This is a genomic window from Lactonifactor sp. BIOML-A5 (assembly GCF_009677585.1).
GTDB lineage: Bacteria > Bacillota > Clostridia > Lachnospirales > Lachnospiraceae > Lactonifactor.
In genome coordinates, this window is record NZ_WKYV01000001.1 from 184,791 (window position 1) to 202,266 (window position 17,476).

General features: G+C 45.9%; 18 protein-coding genes. 2 read left to right on the forward strand and 16 right to left on the reverse strand.

The annotated features are described in order from the left end of the window. Positions 1–22: 22 nt before the first annotated feature. From GKG41_RS00790 to nrdR, 8 genes are all read right to left on the reverse strand, one after another. Positions 23–898, reverse strand: a complete 876-nt coding sequence (locus GKG41_RS00790) for a DMT family transporter (RefSeq protein WP_072848247.1) — start codon at positions 896–898, stop codon at positions 23–25. A gap of 96 nt (positions 899–994) precedes the next feature. Continuing rightward, positions 995–2,209, reverse strand: a complete 1,215-nt coding sequence (locus GKG41_RS00795; RefSeq protein WP_072848248.1) for an aminotransferase class I/II-fold pyridoxal phosphate-dependent enzyme — start codon at positions 2,207–2,209, stop codon at positions 995–997. Between the two features lie 126 nt (positions 2,210–2,335). Further along, a complete protein-coding gene (locus tag GKG41_RS00800) occupies positions 2,336–3,064 on the reverse strand; it encodes a dipeptide/oligopeptide/nickel ABC transporter ATP-binding protein (RefSeq protein WP_072848249.1) in 729 nt (242 codons plus the stop codon). Further along, a complete protein-coding gene (locus tag GKG41_RS00805) occupies positions 3,057–3,866 on the reverse strand; it encodes an ABC transporter ATP-binding protein (RefSeq protein ID WP_072848251.1) in 810 nt (269 codons plus the stop codon). Before GKG41_RS00805 ends, GKG41_RS00800 begins: the two co-directional genes overlap by 8 nt. Continuing rightward, positions 3,854–4,675 (reverse strand): ABC transporter permease, encoded by an 822-nt coding sequence (locus GKG41_RS00810; RefSeq protein WP_072848252.1) that lies wholly within the window; start codon positions 4,673–4,675, stop codon positions 3,854–3,856. Before GKG41_RS00810 ends, GKG41_RS00805 begins: the two co-directional genes overlap by 13 nt. A 17-nt stretch (positions 4,676–4,692) precedes the next feature. Next, on the reverse strand, positions 4,693–5,640 hold the full coding sequence (locus GKG41_RS00815; protein WP_341443302.1) for an ABC transporter permease: 948 nt from the start codon (positions 5,638–5,640) through the stop codon (positions 4,693–4,695). 46 nt (positions 5,641–5,686) lie between these two features. Further along, positions 5,687–7,255, reverse strand: a complete 1,569-nt coding sequence (locus tag GKG41_RS00820) for an ABC transporter substrate-binding protein (protein ID WP_072848253.1) — start codon at positions 7,253–7,255, stop codon at positions 5,687–5,689. A 108-nt stretch (positions 7,256–7,363) separates the two neighbouring features. Next, positions 7,364–7,819, reverse strand: a complete 456-nt coding sequence (nrdR, locus tag GKG41_RS00825; RefSeq protein ID WP_072848255.1) for a transcriptional regulator NrdR — start codon at positions 7,817–7,819, stop codon at positions 7,364–7,366. Between the two features lie 183 nt (positions 7,820–8,002). On the opposite strand from nrdR, the gene GKG41_RS00830 reads away from it, so the two are divergent. Next, positions 8,003–8,257 (forward strand): YlmC/YmxH family sporulation protein, encoded by a 255-nt coding sequence (locus GKG41_RS00830; RefSeq protein WP_072848256.1) that lies wholly within the window; start codon positions 8,003–8,005, stop codon positions 8,255–8,257. Here the strand turns inward: GKG41_RS00830 and GKG41_RS00835 are convergent. The 6 genes from GKG41_RS00835 to aroD form a co-directional block, all read right to left on the reverse strand. Next, the gene (locus tag GKG41_RS00835; RefSeq protein ID WP_154256378.1) at positions 8,243–9,838 is read right to left on the reverse strand and encodes an amidohydrolase; all 1,596 of its coding nucleotides are present in this window, start codon (positions 9,836–9,838) and stop codon (positions 8,243–8,245) included. The two genes, GKG41_RS00830 and GKG41_RS00835, sit on opposite strands and share 15 nt — an antisense overlap. Positions 9,839–9,911: 73 nt before the next feature. Next, positions 9,912–10,286: a metallopeptidase family protein gene (locus GKG41_RS00840; RefSeq protein ID WP_072848259.1), complete on the reverse strand. Its 375-nt coding sequence runs from the start codon at positions 10,284–10,286 to the stop codon at positions 9,912–9,914. A gap of 175 nt (positions 10,287–10,461) precedes the next feature. After that, a complete protein-coding gene (sigG, locus tag GKG41_RS00845; protein ID WP_072848260.1) occupies positions 10,462–11,238 on the reverse strand; it encodes an RNA polymerase sporulation sigma factor SigG in 777 nt (258 codons plus the stop codon). A gap of 123 nt (positions 11,239–11,361) precedes the next feature. Next, the gene (sigE, locus tag GKG41_RS00850) at positions 11,362–12,057 is read right to left on the reverse strand and encodes an RNA polymerase sporulation sigma factor SigE (protein WP_341443331.1); all 696 of its coding nucleotides are present in this window, start codon (positions 12,055–12,057) and stop codon (positions 11,362–11,364) included. Between the two features lie 53 nt (positions 12,058–12,110). Then, positions 12,111–13,007, reverse strand: coding sequence for a sigma-E processing peptidase SpoIIGA (locus tag GKG41_RS00855; protein WP_173015483.1), 897 nt, complete (start codon positions 13,005–13,007; stop codon positions 12,111–12,113). A gap of 109 nt (positions 13,008–13,116) precedes the next feature. Continuing rightward, a complete protein-coding gene (gene aroD, locus GKG41_RS00860) occupies positions 13,117–13,881 on the reverse strand; it encodes a type I 3-dehydroquinate dehydratase (protein WP_072848735.1) in 765 nt (254 codons plus the stop codon). A 139-nt stretch (positions 13,882–14,020) separates the two neighbouring features. Here aroD and aroE point away from each other — a divergent pair, with 139 nt between their 5' ends. Beyond that, positions 14,021–14,908 carry a shikimate dehydrogenase gene (gene aroE, locus GKG41_RS00865; protein WP_154256382.1) on the forward strand — a complete coding sequence of 296 codons (888 nt, stop codon included), beginning with the start codon at positions 14,021–14,023 and terminating at the stop codon, positions 14,906–14,908. Between the two features lie 321 nt (positions 14,909–15,229). On the opposite strand, the gene ftsZ is transcribed toward aroE, so the two are convergent. Continuing rightward, positions 15,230–16,468: a cell division protein FtsZ gene (gene ftsZ / locus GKG41_RS00870; RefSeq protein ID WP_347563273.1), complete on the reverse strand. Its 1,239-nt coding sequence runs from the start codon at positions 16,466–16,468 to the stop codon at positions 15,230–15,232. 181 nt (positions 16,469–16,649) lie between these two features. Next, a complete protein-coding gene (locus GKG41_RS00875; protein ID WP_154256384.1) occupies positions 16,650–17,465 on the reverse strand; it encodes an FtsQ-type POTRA domain-containing protein in 816 nt (271 codons plus the stop codon). Positions 17,466–17,476: the final 11 nt, after the last annotated feature.

The window sequence follows — 17,476 nt, forward strand, 5'->3', positions numbered from 1 at the left end:
GTCAGCTGCCGCGGGATTACTCTCAACGTCCCCGCGCCATCCACCTGTTCTGATACAAAAACATCAACACGCCCATCCCGCAGATTACCAAATACCCCAGCCAGCTATATACATCCGGAACCTGTCCAAAGATAAAATATCCCAGGACAGCAGAAAATACCACCTGCGTATAATCATAAACCGATACTTCTCTGGCCGGTGCATAATAGTATGCAGCTGTGATGGAAAACTGCCCTCCTGCGGCACAGAGTCCGGCCAGGAGAAGAATGGCTGTCTGCCCAAAGCTCATGGGATGAAACTGCCATACAAGAAACGGCAGGGTAACAAGACAGGAGAATCCGGAAAAGAAAAAGACAATAAACGCCCCCTTTTCTTTCCGCTCTCCCAGTATCCGAACCATAGTGTAAGCGGCACCCGCACCTATCCCTCCCAAAAGGCCTATAAATGCGGGAATTATGTCCATTCCCAGAACGGCAGGTTTTACAATCAGCATACTTCCCCCAAAAGCAATTGCTACAGCAAAGATTTGAAAAGGCCTAACCTTTTCTTTCAGAAGAAAATAGCTGAAGACAATGGCAAAAAATGGGGACATTTTATTCAGCATGGTGGCATCTGCCAGCATCAGGTGATCCACCGCATAAAAATTGCCTAAGATTCCTATGGTTCCGAACAAAGAACGCAGGATCAGGTATTTTATATTGCCTTTCTCCCCGGAAAACCATTCTTTTTCTCTGAAAAGAATAAAGGCCGCAAAAAAGAATGCCACCAGATTTCTGAAAAAGCTTTTTTGTACCGAGGGCAGATCTCCGGAAAGCCGCACACAAAGACTCATAAGTGCGAACCAGAACGCCGCCGACAGAATACAGAGTATTCCCTTATATTTTTTCTTTATGATCATCCAATCTCTCTCCTCCTCACAGAAATGCTATTCTCACAGCAATATAGACAGTTTCTCTACATAGTAAAACGGCGGAAACCCTCCGCCGTTTACGATCTACTGTCTGTAATGCTCTAAAAAGTCCCCTAATTTTCCCACTGCATCTTCCAGCTGGGGCTGGGCCGGCAGATATACGATCCTGAAATGATCCGGTTCTTCCCAGTTAAAACCGCCCCCATGGACCAGCAATACCCGCTTTTCCTTCAGAAAGTCCAGGCAAAACTGCTCATCGTCCGTTATATTAAATTTCTTGACGTCCACCTTGGGAAAGATATAGAATGCTGCCTTTGGCTTTTTCGCCGTTATTCCGGGAATATCATTCAACGCCTCGTATATGTATTCCCTCTGCTCATAAATCCTTCCCCCTGGCTGAATATATTCATTCACACTCTGGTATCCGCCCAAAGCTGTCTGTACAATAGCCTGCGCCGGGACATTGGAGCAAAGCCGCATATTAGACAGCATATTCAAGCCTTCAATGTATCCCTGCACATGTGTTTTTCTGCCGCTTAACACCATCCAACCAATTCTGAAGCCTGCAACCATATGAGATTTAGACAGACCATTTAGGGTAACACAGAACAAATCCGGAGCCAGCGAGGCAATGGATATATGCTCCTGCCCGTCAAATACAAGACGATCGTAGATTTCGTCGGAGAAAATAATTAATTCATGTTCTCTGGCAATGGCTACAATCTCTTCCAGAACCTCTCTGGGGTAAAGAGCTCCCGTAGGATTGTTGGGATTGATAATGACTATAGCTTTTGTTCTATCTGTAACCTTTTTTCTGATATCGTCCATATCCGGATACCAGTCCGCATCTTCGTCGCATACATAGTGCACAGCCTTCCCCCCCGACAGATTCACGCACCCTGTCCACAGGGGATAGTCCGGGGAGGGAACCAGAATCTCGTCTCCATCGTCCACCAATCCCTGCATAGCCATATTTATCAGTTCGCTGACACCATTGCCCGTATAAATATCGTTCATTTCCACACCCGGAATGTTCTTCAGCTGACAATACTGCATAATTGCCTTTCTGGCTGAAAAAATCCCCCGGGAGTCGGAATATCCCTGAGAATCTCTGAGGGTGGCAATCATATCTGCAATCACTTCTTCCGGTGCGGAAAACCCAAAAGGTGCCGGATTTCCAATATTCAGCTTCAGGATATCAATGCCATTCTCACTCATACGGCTCGCTTCTTCCACCACCGGTCCCCGCACGTCGTAGCATACATTCTCCAGTTTCCCTGATTTTTCAAATGTTCTCATACTTCACCCTCCTTTTTTCATATTATATTACGGTATTAGAAGCAGTTTACCATTATTCAAAAAAAAACGCAACAAAATCTTCGGATTTCACTGCGCTTTTCCGTATTTTTTTGTTTACCATTTGGTTTACCATTCCATAGAAGATTCCAAAAGCTGTTTTGTATAAGGATGTTTCGGATGGCTGTATACCTCCTCAATCTCTCCCTCTTCTACGATTTGACCATCTTTCATTACAATTACCCTGTCACACATCTGATAAATTACATTCAGGTCGTGGGAGATAAAAAGATACGAAAGCCCCATTTCCTCTTGAAGCGAAATCATTAGTTCCATGATTTGCTTCTGTATGGTTACATCCAGAGCAGACACTGGTTCATCGGCAATGATAAACCGGGATCCCTGTATCAGGGAGATGGCAATGCTCACCCTCTGGCGCTGCCCTCCGCTGAGCTCCCTGGGATAGCGTTCCAGATAGTCTCTGGTAAGCCCAACCCTTTCTATCATATTCTCTACCTGTTGACGCCGCTCTGCTTTTCCTGCCCTTGAATTGTGGCGGAGAGGTTCCTCCAGAATCCATCCTATTTTTTTGCCTGGATTCAGTGAGCTGAAGGGGTCTTGAAAAACCATCTGAGGATTCTTTGTATGATGAATAATCTCTCCCTCATAATCTTTCACAAAACCCAGGATTGCCTTGGAGAGGGTTGATTTACCGCACCCGCTCTCCCCCACAAGTCCGAGAATCTCTCCTTGATGAACTACAAAGGAAACATCCTTCAGCACCTGCTGACGTTTCTGCCCCGGATCCTTATAGAAAGAGTTCATATGTCTGACTTCTAACACAACGGTATCACTCATGCAGCTTCCTCCTCCGCAGTCTGGTCTCTCTCGTGGGAATGGACGACAAAAGTTTCCTGGTGTAATCTTCTTTCGGACTCTCAAAAAGGGACTCGATATTCCCCTGTTCCACAGTCACCCCCTGGTGCATTACCAGAGCCCGGTCACATAATTTTCTGACCACACCAAGATCGTGGGAGATAAAAAGAATAGCTGTCTTCTTCTCCCTATTAATCTTTTGCAAAAGCTTCAGAATCTCAGCCTGAATGGTAACATCCAGCGCAGTGGTCGGTTCATCTGCTATCATCACCCTGGGATTCAGAACCAGAGCAGATGCAATCATGACTCTCTGGCGCATTCCCCCGGACAGCTGATGAGGGTATTTATGATAAAGCTCCCCTGGATTTGGGAGCTCTGCAGCCTTCATCATCTCCAGGGCCTTCTTCTTTCTCTCTTCCTTCCCCATATCCGTGTGAATCTTCAGGCTCTCTTCTACCTGCATGCCCACCGGGAGAACGGGGTTCAGAGAAGTCATTGGCTCCTGAAAAATCATACTAATCTCATTTCCCCGCAGGCTTCTCAGTTCCTCCTCGGATGCGCGCAAGAGATCTTTGCCCATCCAGAGAATCTCTCCGGATTCTATTCTGGCTGTTTTTTTCAGAAGCCCCATAAGTGCCAGGGCCATCATAGTCTTTCCGGAGCCCGATTCCCCCACAATCCCAAGGATCTCCCCGGGTTCCATGGTCATAGAAAAGTCCGACAGTACCACGTCGGGAACCGGTGAATCATAAAAGCTGATGGTCAGATGCTTTATCTCCAGCATGATACGCTTCCCCTTCCTTTCTGCAAACCGTCACTCAAAAGTCCGAATCCAAGCACCAAAAGGATAACTGTAAGCCCGGGAAACACAGCGCACCAGGGAGCTCTTGAGAGATACGTCTGCGACTCCGCCAGCATTCTTCCAAGGCTGGCATCCGGGGGCTGCACACCGATCCCCAGATAGCTCATGCCTGCTTCCGCAAGCACGGCATTGTTAAACCCGATGGCAATCGCTGACAGCAGGGTGGGAACCACGTTTGGAAGTATATGCACGAACATAATCCGCACATGAGAGGCACCCATAAGCCTGGCACTTTTTACATAGTCCTTCTCTTTATTGGAGATAAACTCGCTTCTCACTATTCTGGCGAAGCTTGGGATAAATATAACGCCCAGAGCCAGAATCACATTATATTTGCCAGGGCCTAAAATACTTATGAAAACCAATGCAAGCAATATACTGGGAAACGATGCCACAGCATCATTAATTCTCATAAGGATTTCATCCAGCCAGCCTCCGAAGTAACCTGTAAAGGCTCCTGCCAGCGTACCGATCCCCCCGCCGATCACGATAGTAGATACCGCTACAAAAAAGGTGGTTCCGCTGCCTGTTAAGACTCTGCTGAAAATGTCCCGGCCGAAATGGTCACAGCCAAACAGATGCTGCAGAGATGGACCTGCAAACTTTGAAGGTCCGCTCATGGCATCCGGGTCATAGGGCGTGTAAAAAAGGCCGACCACCATAAAGGCTATCATCAGAGCCGCCAAACAGCCCCCCAGAATAAGATTATAATTTCTCTCTTTTCTCTTCATTGCCTTTTCCTTTCCGTCTATTGCCCGGTAATTCTGGGATCGATCCTTCTATACAACAGATCGACAATAAAGTTTACAATGACTACAAGGCCTGCAATCAGCACAATAATACACTGGACCACCGGATAATCTCTGTTTGATATAGAAGTAATCAGCATAGTTCCCAAACCTGGGATGGTAAAAACCTGTTCGATAATAATGCTGCCGGCCACGATATCGGCAATGGTCATAGCCCAAAAAGTAAGTACCGGAATCAACGCGTTTCTCAGCACATGGCGGTACAAAACCGTGTTTTCCCGGCACCCTCTGCTGATGGCAGTCCGTACATAATCAGACTGCAGTTCCTGAATCACTGATCCCCGGAGCATCTTCACACCCATAGCGCATTTTGGAAGTGCTATGGCAATGCACGGAGGGATAAGGTAGATGAGAAACCCGGAAAAGCTCTCTGTATATGAGATATATCCTCCCGGCACAAACCACTTCAGCACAAGTCCGAACAGATAGGTGATGAGAATACCCAGGAAGAATCCCGGGACAGACATTACAATCTGGTTGACAACCGTCAATGCCCGGTCCAGACTTTTACCCTCATGTTTTCCTGCCAACAGTCCCAACGGCACCGACAAAATCAAAATCATCAGAAAAGAAATCATAGTAATGGCCAGCGTAATCGGCAGCTTGCTTCCTATCATCTCTCTCACCGGCATACTGTAGCTGTAGGAGGTACCCATATCTCCCCGTACAAAATCTGCCAGCCATCTGCCGTAACGCACCAGCACAGGCTGATTCAGCCCCATCTCCTGCCGCAGCGCCTCTGCCTTTTCAGCAGTAGCTGCCGTACCCAGCTTAGACAGCGCCGCATCCCCCGGAATAATCTGGAACGCGAGGAAGGATAAAAAAGAGACAATTAACAATGTTATAATGAGAGTTCCTGTTTTCTTTGCAATATATTTTATATTCACACCATCTTCCTCCTTTCCGGTACCCCGGAGGACCGCCTGTCCCCTGCTATTCTTTTATTTTATAGATCTTTGCCATATCCTGCACATATAAAGGATAGAATACATATCCGTCATATTCCGGATTCAAAGCCACCTCACAGGCCATATCCTCAATATATACATTCGCCGCATCCTCTGCCAGAATTGTCTCCATCTCTTTGTACAGCTCTACCTGCCGGGCATCGTCTGTGGTCTTTTTAATCTCCTGATAAAGACTATCGTATTTTTCATTTTTAAAATTAATAAAGTTTACCGGAGAGTCAGAAGTAAATCTCTCCAGAAGGGCGCCACCTGTTAAAGCAGAGGCATCCACTCCCACTACTGTAGACTGATAGTCTCTGTTCGCATAGACATCGCTGAGCCAGCTGTCCCATTCGATGAGCTGTATCTCCGCGTTAATTCCAATCTGCTTAAGCTGCTCCTTCAGAACCTGAGCCGTATCTACATGCTGCTGGTAATTCGAAGGCACCGTAATCGTCATATCAAATCCATCCGGATATCCGGCCTCCGCCAGAAGTTCTTTTGCCTTGGTCACATCCTGGGGATACATATCCGCCAGCTCTGGCACATAATACTTCCCGAATGCCGGAAACATACTGCTGCCAATAGCCGTACCTTTGCCGTCTGCAATCATATCCATGACTTCCTGCCGGTTCACCGCATAACACATAGCCTGTCTTACTTTAATGTTGTTAAAAGGCTCCACTGCGTTATTCAGGTATAAAGCCTGAATCAGATTCATACTGCCCTCATAAATGGTAAAATCGTCCTTTAACTCAGCCGACTGGGTGGAATCGATTCTGGCAAACATATCAATCGATCCGCCTTTCAGGCCGGTTACTATGGCATTGCTGTCTGATAGCACCTTAAATGTAACCTCGTCCAGATATGCGGGAGTTCCCCAATAGTCTGCAAACTTTTTTACAATAATATTCTCCTGGGGAGACCTTGAGACATATTGAAAGGGGCCGGTACCAATAGGATCGGTATCCGGATTCTCATTGTCTTTGGGAATAATGGCAGTGGTAAGGTAGGCCAGGAATTCCGTATCTGCTTCTGTCAGATGGATAACCACTGTTTTCCCGTCGGGCGTCTCCACACCGGCGATATTAGAAAACGCTGATACCAACGGTTCCCCGTTAGAGGTATCAGCGCATCGTTCGATGGAATATTTTACATCGTCTACGGTAACGTCCGCTCCATTGTGGAATTTGATTCCTTCCCTTAAGGTGAAGGTATACGTCTTTCCATCATCAGATATAGCGTGGCTTTCTGCTACCGCATCGATAAAGTTTCCTGTTTCATCCGGCTTTACTAAGCCTTCAAAAATGTTAAATAGGATTTCTTTTGTTCCTGCCGCTACTGCCTTGTGAGGGTCAAGACTATCCTCTATATCCTGAGGAATTCCTACTACAATGGAACCTCCCATGGTTGGTTCCGTTTTGGTTGTCTGAGAACTTTTGTCTGTAGAAGAGTCTTTACCGCTGTCCTTTTTGTCCTGGCATCCGCCAAGTACAATAGTAAGGGTAAGTAAGCCAAGCAGTACAAACATCTTAGATTTCTGTACTCTTTTCATAGTATCTCCTTTTCCTTTAAGTTCTCTCATTCATTATATAATTGTCTTCTTCATTGTATCCAATCCTTGTTCTATATGCAAGTATCTTTTTTCGAACACAGTAATTTTTTACTGCTCCCCAAGCATTTTTTTCAATTCATCCATAAAGGTATTGACATCCTTGAATTCCCTGTACACGGAAGCAAAGCGCACATAGGCAACAGGATCCAGCTCTTTCAGACGATCCATAACAATCTCTCCAACCTCTGTACTGGGGATTTCCCGCTCCTCCCGATTGAAGATTTCAGTCTCTATATCATCAATGGCATCTGTAATCGACTGCACCGGTATGGGGCGCTTATAACAGGCTCTCATGATTCCATCCTCTATCTTGGAGCGGTTGTACTGTTCTCTGCTCTGATCCTTTTTTATCACTATCAAAGGAATCGTCTCTACCTTTTCATACGTAGTAAACCGTTTCCCGCATTCATCACACATTCTCCTTCTGCGGATAGAATTGGTCTCCTCCACGGGCCTGGAATCCACGACCCTGGTGTTCTCCTGATTGCAAAATGGACATCTCATGGACAGTACCTCCTGTTTTTCCCTGTACGTAATACATATAATGGACTATATCTTGTGTCCAACCCTTCTGTTTATACTAAGTAAAGTATAATACATCCCCTTTTGTTCGTCAATGAAAGGAGGGTATAAATGGAGATACTTCCCATATAATAGTATAAAATCCCCTGTTTATGAGGCCTGCCTATGCGCGTGTGTGAATTAAAGCAGAAAGAAGTCATAAATGTCTGCACCTGCAAAAGTCTGGGATGCCCTGTGGATTTGGAATTTGACCCGGATTCGGGCTGCATCACCGCAATCATAATACCTGTGCCCGGTAAAATCTGTAATTTGTTCGGACCGGTGAGCGAATTCGTAATTCCATGGAAATGTATTACCCAGATTGGAGAAGACATTATCTTAGTGGAAATACAGGAAGAGAAGTTTTTACATAAGGGATAGCCGATAAATGGTTTCTCCTTCTTTTATTGTCTCCAGTACTTTTATATCTTTCAAATTTTCCAGCGGGACTTTCAGAGGATCCTGATCCAGGATCACCAGATCCGCCTTCTTACCCGGAGACAGCGTCCCCTTTTCTGTCTCCTCAAAATACTGATACGCACCATACACCGTCACTGCCTTCAGAGCAGTTAGGACATCAAGCCGCTCTTCCTTTCCCAGCACACAGCCGTCCTTTGTTCTCCTGTTAACTGCACACCACAGGGTCTCCATCATATCCGGGGAAATGACAGGCGAATCCTGATGAAATGTAAATGGAATCCCCATCCGGGAAGCAGAACCTGCAGGACTAATGTATGCCGCCCGCCTGCTTCCCAGATTCTTAATGTGTGTATCTCCCCAGTGATAGATGTGGGCAATGAAAAAGGAGGGAATCACCTGCAATCTTTTCACCTCTTCCATCTGATCTCTTGCCAGCATCTGGGCATGGATCATCACCGGCCGCAAGGCGGAAAACATTTCCCCCGGCCGGCTTTCCACAGCCCTCACCGCTTTCAGATACTGAGCACAGGCGGCGTCACCATTGCAGTGAGCCAGAAGCTGCATATGGTTCTTTTCCGCCATCCCTGCAGTTTCTTCTACATCAGCCTGCTTCACAGCTGGATATCCACGGTACTCTTTTTCCCCTTCATACGGTTCTCTCAGCCAGGCAGTCCTTCCCTGGGGGGATCCGTCTAAAAATATTTTATACCCGCAGAGCTTAAAGTGGCCCTTGTAGGTGTGCAGATAGCCCGCAAGCTTCCGGGCTATCTCCTCCCCCTTGCCTGCATCGGCATATCCCACCAGATCCAGCTTCAGACAGCCAGACTTCAGAAGTTCTTGGTACAGAGGGAGCATCTCCTCTGTTAGCATCCCCTCCTGTACTGTGGTTATGCCATGGGAAGCATACACTTCCTGGGCACGTATATAGGCGTCTAAAAGCTCCTTTGCAGAGGGGAGAGGTATCTTTTTTAGATACTCCAGGAACGCATTCTCCTCCATATAGCCGGTGAGCTTCCCATCCTTCTTCTCTATTACGCCGCCTTCAGGGACTACTGTATCCGCCCCAATCTCCAACTGTTTCATGGCTGCGGTGTTGAAAATCCCTACATGGCCGGACTGGTGCTGCACTACCATAGGATGTTCCGGTGCTACACGATCAAGAAGCTCCAGACTGGGATGCCTCTTCTCCTCCAGCCGGTTATGGTCATAACCTCTCACAAGAATCCAGCTGCCCTCTGCCGGTTTTCTTGCCTCAAGCTCTTGTTTCAGCGTTTTCTCTATCTCCTTAAAATTGCCGCACGCCTCCAGGGATATCTGCAGCAATCCGTTGGCGACACCTGTGAAATGGCTGTGGGCATCAATAAATCCCGGCAGGAGAGTGTGTCCCTTCAAGTCAATTTTCTCCGGGGCTTCCGCTTTTGCCTCTGCCTCCTTCAGGCTGCCCGCAAAAAGGATTTTCCCGTCCTTTATCAGGACCGCCTCCGCATAAAGTCCATCCTCTTCCATTGTTATGACAGAACCGTGATAAAACAATTTTTCCATCGATATCTTCCCTTTCTCGGTATAACCTTACACCTTTTTGGTTAGTATCTCCGGATTTTTCCCTGGCATTCCCTCAGCGCTTATTCCTGTTTAGATATCCTGCAATCTTTCTGGCATCCTCTATCTCCAAATCCTTTTCCCCTGCCAGAGATTCCAGATGATGAGTCAGTTCATGACGCAGAGTCTCCCTCAGTTTTTTCTTCCAAAGGCTCTCGGAAGACTCAGGGTATAGCGCTGCAAAAGAACCGTAATAGATTGTGATAATTCTTCCCAGATGTGAACTCTTATGATATTGGCCCATAATATACAGATCGTGATTCTGTGCTGCCGGACTCAGCCTGACAGCAGGGCTTAAGTTTACACCACCGTTTAATTCTATGTAATACTCCCCGGGAATCTCCTGTACCAGCTCTTCCAGCAATTCCTGGGCCCTTTCCATGGATACCATGTCTAACCTCCGTCCCTTTGGTTCTCAACAATCGTTATTATGGTATTATACTGTATCCCAAAGATAACTGTCAAAGTATTCTGCGCCGGCTCCTCTCTAAATGGCTGGGGAATGCGCATCTGCCGCAAACCCAGCCTAAAATTGATCTGTATAGTAAAGTCCCCAGAAAACAAATCTACCGGAGATAATTTTTCATGTTCTTCAGCGCATTTTTTTCCAGCCTGCTCACCTGCGCCTGGGAGATACCGATCTCTTCCGCTACCTCCATCTGTGTCTTCCCCTCATAGAAGCGCAGCTGTACAATATATCTCTCCCTCTCTCCCAGTCTCTTCATCGCCTCTCTGAGAGACAAGTCCTCTATCCAGTTCTCTTCCTTGTTCTTTTTATCACTGATCTGATCCATCACATACAAGGTATCTCCCCCTTCTGTATAGACAGGTTCGTACAGACTCACGGGACTCTGTATGGCATCCAGAGCGTATACGATATCCTCTTTTTCGATCCCAATCTCACTGGCAATCTCATTGATGGTTGGTTCTTTCAGATTCTTTTTCACATAATTCTCTCTGGCATAAATAGCTTTATATGCAATATCCCTGAGGGATCGGCTTACCCGTATGCTGTTGTTGTCCCTCAGGTAACGACGGATCTCACCTATTATCATAGGCACCGCATAAGTAGAGAACTTCACGTTTAAGGTAGTATCAAAATTATCGATTGCCTTTATCAGTCCTATGCAGCCAATCTGAAACAAATCATCTACATTTTCATTGCTTCCCGAAAACCTTTTGATTACACTTAACACTAACCTGAGGTTTCCCTTAATGTACAGTTCTCTGGCTTCTGTATCACCCGCCTTTATTCTCTCAAACAAAGCATCCTTTTCTTCATTTGTCAGAGTAGGAAGCTTTGCCGTATTCACGCCGCATATTTCAACTTTGTTCAGTGCCATAGTAAGAATCCTCCTAATCAGTTTTACTAATTAAAATGATTCTCACAAAGAGATGGAAATATACGATTTCCAAAAAAATATAAAAAATAAAAGCCCTTGACATTTCTTGTCAAGGGCAAACCTCTATTCATATCTGACGATCTCTTTTTTCAGCCTTTTCATAATTCTTTTTTCCAGTCTGGATATGTAAGACTGGGAAATACCCAGAAGATCCGCTACCTCTTTCTGCGTTTTTTCCCTTCCGTCAGGCATATTTATTCCAAAGCGAAGCTTGATAATGGTCTGCTCCCTTGCAGACAATTTTCCGATGGCTTTGCCTAACAGCTTTCGCTCCACTTCATTTTCTATATCCCGGTATATCACATCTTCATCAGTGCCCAGAATGTCAGAGAGAAGCAGCTCATTCCCATCCCAGTCCACATTCAGAGGTTCATCGATAGAGACCTCCATCTTCGTTTTGTTATTTCTTCTCAGATACATCAGAATTTCATTTTCAATACACCTGGATGCATAAGTAGCCAGCTTAATCTTCTTGGTAGGGTTAAAGGTATTAATTGCTTTGATCAGCCCAATGGTGCCGATAGAGATCAAATCCTCCACCCCGACCCCTGTATTATCAAATTTTTTTGCTATATACACTACCAGTCTGAGATTGTGCTCTATCAGTCTGGATCTTGCCTCTTCCCCTCCCGAAGACTGAAGCGCCGCTATCATTTCCGCCTCTGACTGGGCATCCAGAGGCGCCGGCAGCACCTCAGCACCTCCGATATAGTGAATTTCTTTTCCTCTTGAAAATATAATGTTCGAAAATCCCAGCATAGGAAACCGAACTTGTTTTTGCACAGCTGTGTCCATATACATAAGAAACCTCCTCAATTGTCTATGATTTTTGGATTAATAATCATTTGAAATTTATTGCCCTGTGACAGTTTATCACCTGTCAAGGCCACCACCGGCCGTTGAATCAGCTTACTGTCGCTATCCAAAGAAACACACAGGATATCCAGAGTCACTGCCAGGAGCAAGCCCTGTTCTTTCCCAACAGAATGGTACAGGACATAATGGGGATGCATCTTTTCTACCGCATCTCCACTCTCCCCAAACTGCATCATATTCTGCAGCTGCATATCCTGTTCCTCACTCAGAAGTTTTTTCACCGCCTGGTACTCTACTACAGATACAGGTTTATGAGTCGCCGTATCCTGCAGATGATTTCCTGTGTCGTAAAGTCCTTTTACCCTCTCACATTTCCCATTGACATAAAGAGATATGTCGTAGATTTCCGATACCTTAGCTTTCAGGTATCCGTAGAGTCTTATTCCTATGATAATTGCCCAGTAGCTTACTATACTAAGAAATAAAAACGTCCGAATTCCTACTGCACCAGGACTTTCTCCCAACAGTATTTCTCTTGCCCAGTTTCCCAGTCTGGTAGTCTCCAGAAGCGCCTGTATCAGGCCCCCCGCCAGAAAGGCAGCAAGATATAATGTAAGTACTCCCCGAACCATACGTTTTATCCCTTTGCAGCCACATCCCACCCGAACCATCAAGATACCGATAAACCCATGCATAAACAGCAAAATTATCCATATACTTCTAAAGGGCAGTAAGACCGCCAGGCACATACCCGCCGCACCGATCGCGCTTCCCGCAAGGCTTCTGAGGCATGTGGCAGAGCCTCCCAAAAGCCTGTTTACCAGACGCAGCAAAAAGTAGTCCATTACCATATTCACCACAAACAGAACGTCTATGTATATTTCATAGTACACAAAACACCCCCTATAACCTATGAATGCGTACTTATTGGAATAAGCACTGTTCATTATAGGTGATAGAGGGTGTTAATTTTGTCAAAACCACAGCCTGAACTTAAAAATCTTATCGACAGTATTGATGGATATTCGCCAGCAGTCCGCGCAGTTCTTCCACAGGTATCTGCCCGGGTGCAGACGCCTGTCCCATACTGCCGAAGGTGATAGCGGAACCGAAGACAGCGCCGCAGATACGGCTCAAAGCTCCCTTTTGGCCCATAGACATGGTAACCACCGGCTTTTTTGTCTTCCCTTTTACTTCATTAGTTGCACACAAAATTTTCAGCAAATCCCCTTCATCTTTTGGCATGGCGGCCAATTTTACAATATCCGCCCCAACCGCATCCATCTGCATAAGCCGCCGGATGATCTCATCCTTTTCAGGGGTTTCCTGGAAATTATGGGAGGATCCTACCACTTTTACTCCCAAACCATGGAGCTCCCTTATCAGTCTTTTCGACATTTCCGGATCTTTGCAGCATTCAACATCCACAAGATCCACTTTTTTGGTCTCCGCCGCCATAAGATTTAATCTTCTGTAGCTGTCCGGTTCCATGGTTCTCTCTCCTCCTTCCTCCCTGCTTCGGAACGTAAAGAGAAGGGGAATCCCTTTCAGGCGCATCTCCACCCCATTTAGAACTTCTCTCACGCGCTCCGGACAATCTATCTCCTGAAAAAAATCACAGCGCCACTCTGCAAGGTCAGGGGAGGTCTCTGCTATCTTATCCGCTTCATCAAAAATCTTTTTCCAGGTGTCCCCTACTATAGGGACGCATATTTTAGGGATCCCTTCCCCGATTCTAAGTTTTTTCACACATACTATATCCGTCATTTCCACATACGACCTCCTGAATCAATTCTGATGCCATTATAGCACGCATCCAGACAGGCGTCCAACATTTGAATCACTTGACAGCCGCCCAATCCTAAACTAAGATATTCACATAATACAAACGGAGGATCATTTACATATGAATACAACACCGGATTATATACCCATTACAGGCCATACCCGTCTGACCGCCCTTTTGGGAAGCCCTGTAACCCACAGTATCTCACCCTTAATGCACAATGAAAGCTTCCGCCTTCTGGGATTAGACTACGTATACCTATGTTTTGACGTCAAAGAAGACACCCTTGAGGAAGCTGTCCGCGGACTCCGCCAGACCGGCATCCGGGGTTTTAACCTCACAATGCCTAACAAAAATAAAATTGTTCAACTGGCTGACAGGCTCTCTCTGTCCGTGCAGCTCATAGGAGCCGCCAACACCATTGTAAACGATAATGGGATTCTCACTGCATACAATACGGACGGCTATGGCTTTATGCAGTCCGTAAAGGATGCCGGCCATGAAATCACAGGCAAAACCATGACGCTCATGGGAATCGGCGGCGCCGCCGCCGCAATCTGTGCCCAGGCGGCTCTGGACGGAGTAAAAAAAATACACATATTCGCACGCCCTACCAGCCGCTTCTGGAACCGCACAGAGGAAATGATTAAGAAAATCCATCAAAAAACTGCCTGTACCGTCATTCTTCATGAAAACGGGGATCTCCCTGCACTAAAAAAAGCGCTGGAAGAAAGCGCTCTTCTGGTAAATGCTACCTCCGTAGGCATGGCTCCGCATACCGGAAATTCCATTATCGAAGACGCCTCACTTCTGACGCCCCATCTGGCAGTGGGCGATATCATTTATAACCCCAGGGAAACCAAACTGCTATCCATGGCAAGAGAGCGGGGGTGCCCAACCTTTAACGGCATGTATATGCTGCTGTACCAGGGTGCGGAGGCCTTTAAATTGTGGACTGGCAGAGAAATGCCGGTGGATGTGATAAAAGAGAAATATTTTTCTGAGTGATAGTTTTGTGTAATTGTTTTGTGTATGTAAAGCTCGAATAAAATCGTTGGCAAGTGTCACGGACGGACGGTAAAGGGAGGCGGTCATGGGGCCATGACCGCCTCCCTTTACCTGACAGATACTCACATCACATTCACGGAAAACGGGTGGGGAAGGTCGGGAGTTGTACACTTTTCATCCTGCTTAGCACTATTATTAGCTCGATGTTTGGGATAAATCTACCTCCTGGAACTTTTCCATAACCAGGTGAGAGAAATCCTACGTTATCATCCCACTAAAGCAAAAAAAGACTGCCGCATATCACACGGCAGTCTTTCCCAATTATTTATTTCTGTTCTTCAGGAAATCCGGAATCTGAATGTCCTTCTTAGGTACATTACTTGTAGTAGGTGCCTGATTCTGCTGCAGCGGTGATGTAAAGGTCGGCTGCGTGAATGTAGGCTGTGTAAATACCGGCTGCTGTACTGGCTGTTGAACCGGCTGCTGGTTAAATGCAGGCTGATTAAAGGTCGGCTGTTTGAACGCCGGCGCTTTCTGCTGCTGTTGCTGTGCATTCTTCTGTTCTGCGCTTCTCTTTGCATTTCTGGATACACTGGCCGTTCTTGTGGTAGCGTCATCCAATCCGGTAGCAATAACCGTAATCCTTGCGTAATCTGCTTCTTTATCATCGTACATAGCACCGAAGATAATGTTCGCATCCTCCCCTGCCAGTTCCTGCACATAGCTTGCGGCATCATTGGCATCCATAAGAGAGATATCTCCGGAGATATTGATAATCACGTGGGAAGCACCTTCGATGGTGGTCTCCAGAAGTGGACTGGCAACTGCCTGCTGCACTGCCTCCAGAGCTTTCTCATCGCCTTTTGACTCACCGATACCAATGTGAGCCACACCCTTGTCTGTCATAACCGTCTGCACGTCGGCAAAGTCAAGGTTAATCAGAGCGGGAAGATTAATCAGGTCCGTAATGCCCTGCACTGCCTGCTGCAGCACTTCATCCGCTTTTCTCAGTGCCTCCGGCATTGTAGTGCGGCGATCTACGATCTCCAGCAATTTATCATTGGGGATTACAATTAAAGTATCCACATGGTCTTTTAACTTCTCAATTCCTGACAGGGCATTGCTCATACGTGTCTTAGCTTCAAAACGGAAAGGTTTTGTTACAACACCTACCGTAAGGATCCCCATCTCTTTCGCCAATCCGGCTACGATTGGTGCCGCACCGGTTCCTGTGCCGCCTCCCATACCGCAAGTTACAAATACCATGTCCGCACCCTGCATAACCTGTCTCAGCTCTTCGACGCTTTCTTCCGCTGCCTTTTCGCCGATTTCCGGCTTCGCGCCTGCTCCCAGACCCTTTGTCAGCTTTTCACCGATCTGAAGAACGGTTGGTGCCTTACATAAAGTAAGGGCTTGTTTATCTGTATTGACTCCTACGAATTCTACTCCGCCGATGGTTTCTTCCACCATTCTGTTGACTGCATTATTTCCAGCGCCACCTACACCAATTACTATGATTTTTGCAGATGATTCCGCCTCGTTCGTCATGATTTCTAACAAAGTGCTTCCTCCTTTAAACTACCCTCGTATAATTTTAACCCTTCAAAAATGGATTGTCGTATTAGTTCCTGTGATGCTTGCATATAGATATATAATATATTTTTTTCTTCAATTTATCAACCACAAATTTCGATTTTTCCTTTTTTTTATAAATTATTCTTTTTTATGACATATTTCGTTCTTAATCTGTGGATTCTGCCTCTATGGTTTTGTCTTTTTCCCCGGAATCCTGGCTGTCCTCGTCAGAATCCGATGCCACATCTTTTTCAAAGGTAACGTTTTTTGCATCATTGGTTATATTTTCCAGGTGCAACAGCCCCTTTTTCTCTTCCAGATACGGAAGAATTGCCGCAAGGTGGGTAACCTTTTCTTCCAGATAGCTGTCTTCTCCCATAGTCACCTGTATATCCCCATAATATAAGGTAATATTATATTTCTTATCCAGTACAATCCTGTCTGGTTCTATCTCGTTTTTCGCAATCATACGGCTCAGGCTCAGGATTGTATTAAAAATATCTTCGTTGTCTATGGGAAGCTTGTCCTTTAGAGCCACATGATCGAATTCCAGCCCTTCAATGTAGGGGACCCCCTCCAAAGGTTCCACGGTACTTTCTGCAATAATTCCCTTTTTATCAAAGTACATGTACCCGTCCAGAAAGGGCACATAGCCAATGAGCTCCTTTTCCACTACATGGATGGCTATTTTATTGGGTGACAGCCGTTCCACTGTAATGGCTTGAATAAAGGGAGTATCTTTTGTATTTTCCTCTATATCTGTCATTGGAAATAATATAGAGTTGGATTTAAAAGGTCCCTTCATGACCATCTTTTGGATTTCCTTCTCTGTATAATGGTGATTGCCGTCCACTTCTATCTCCGTAATCCGAAAGCAGACAAAAAAAGCAATCACGCTTAACAGTATAATTCCCAGAATACCGGCCACAATGATGCGAAATATCTTTTTATCAATCTTTTTTCTGTATTGTGATTCCTTCATACCAATCCCCT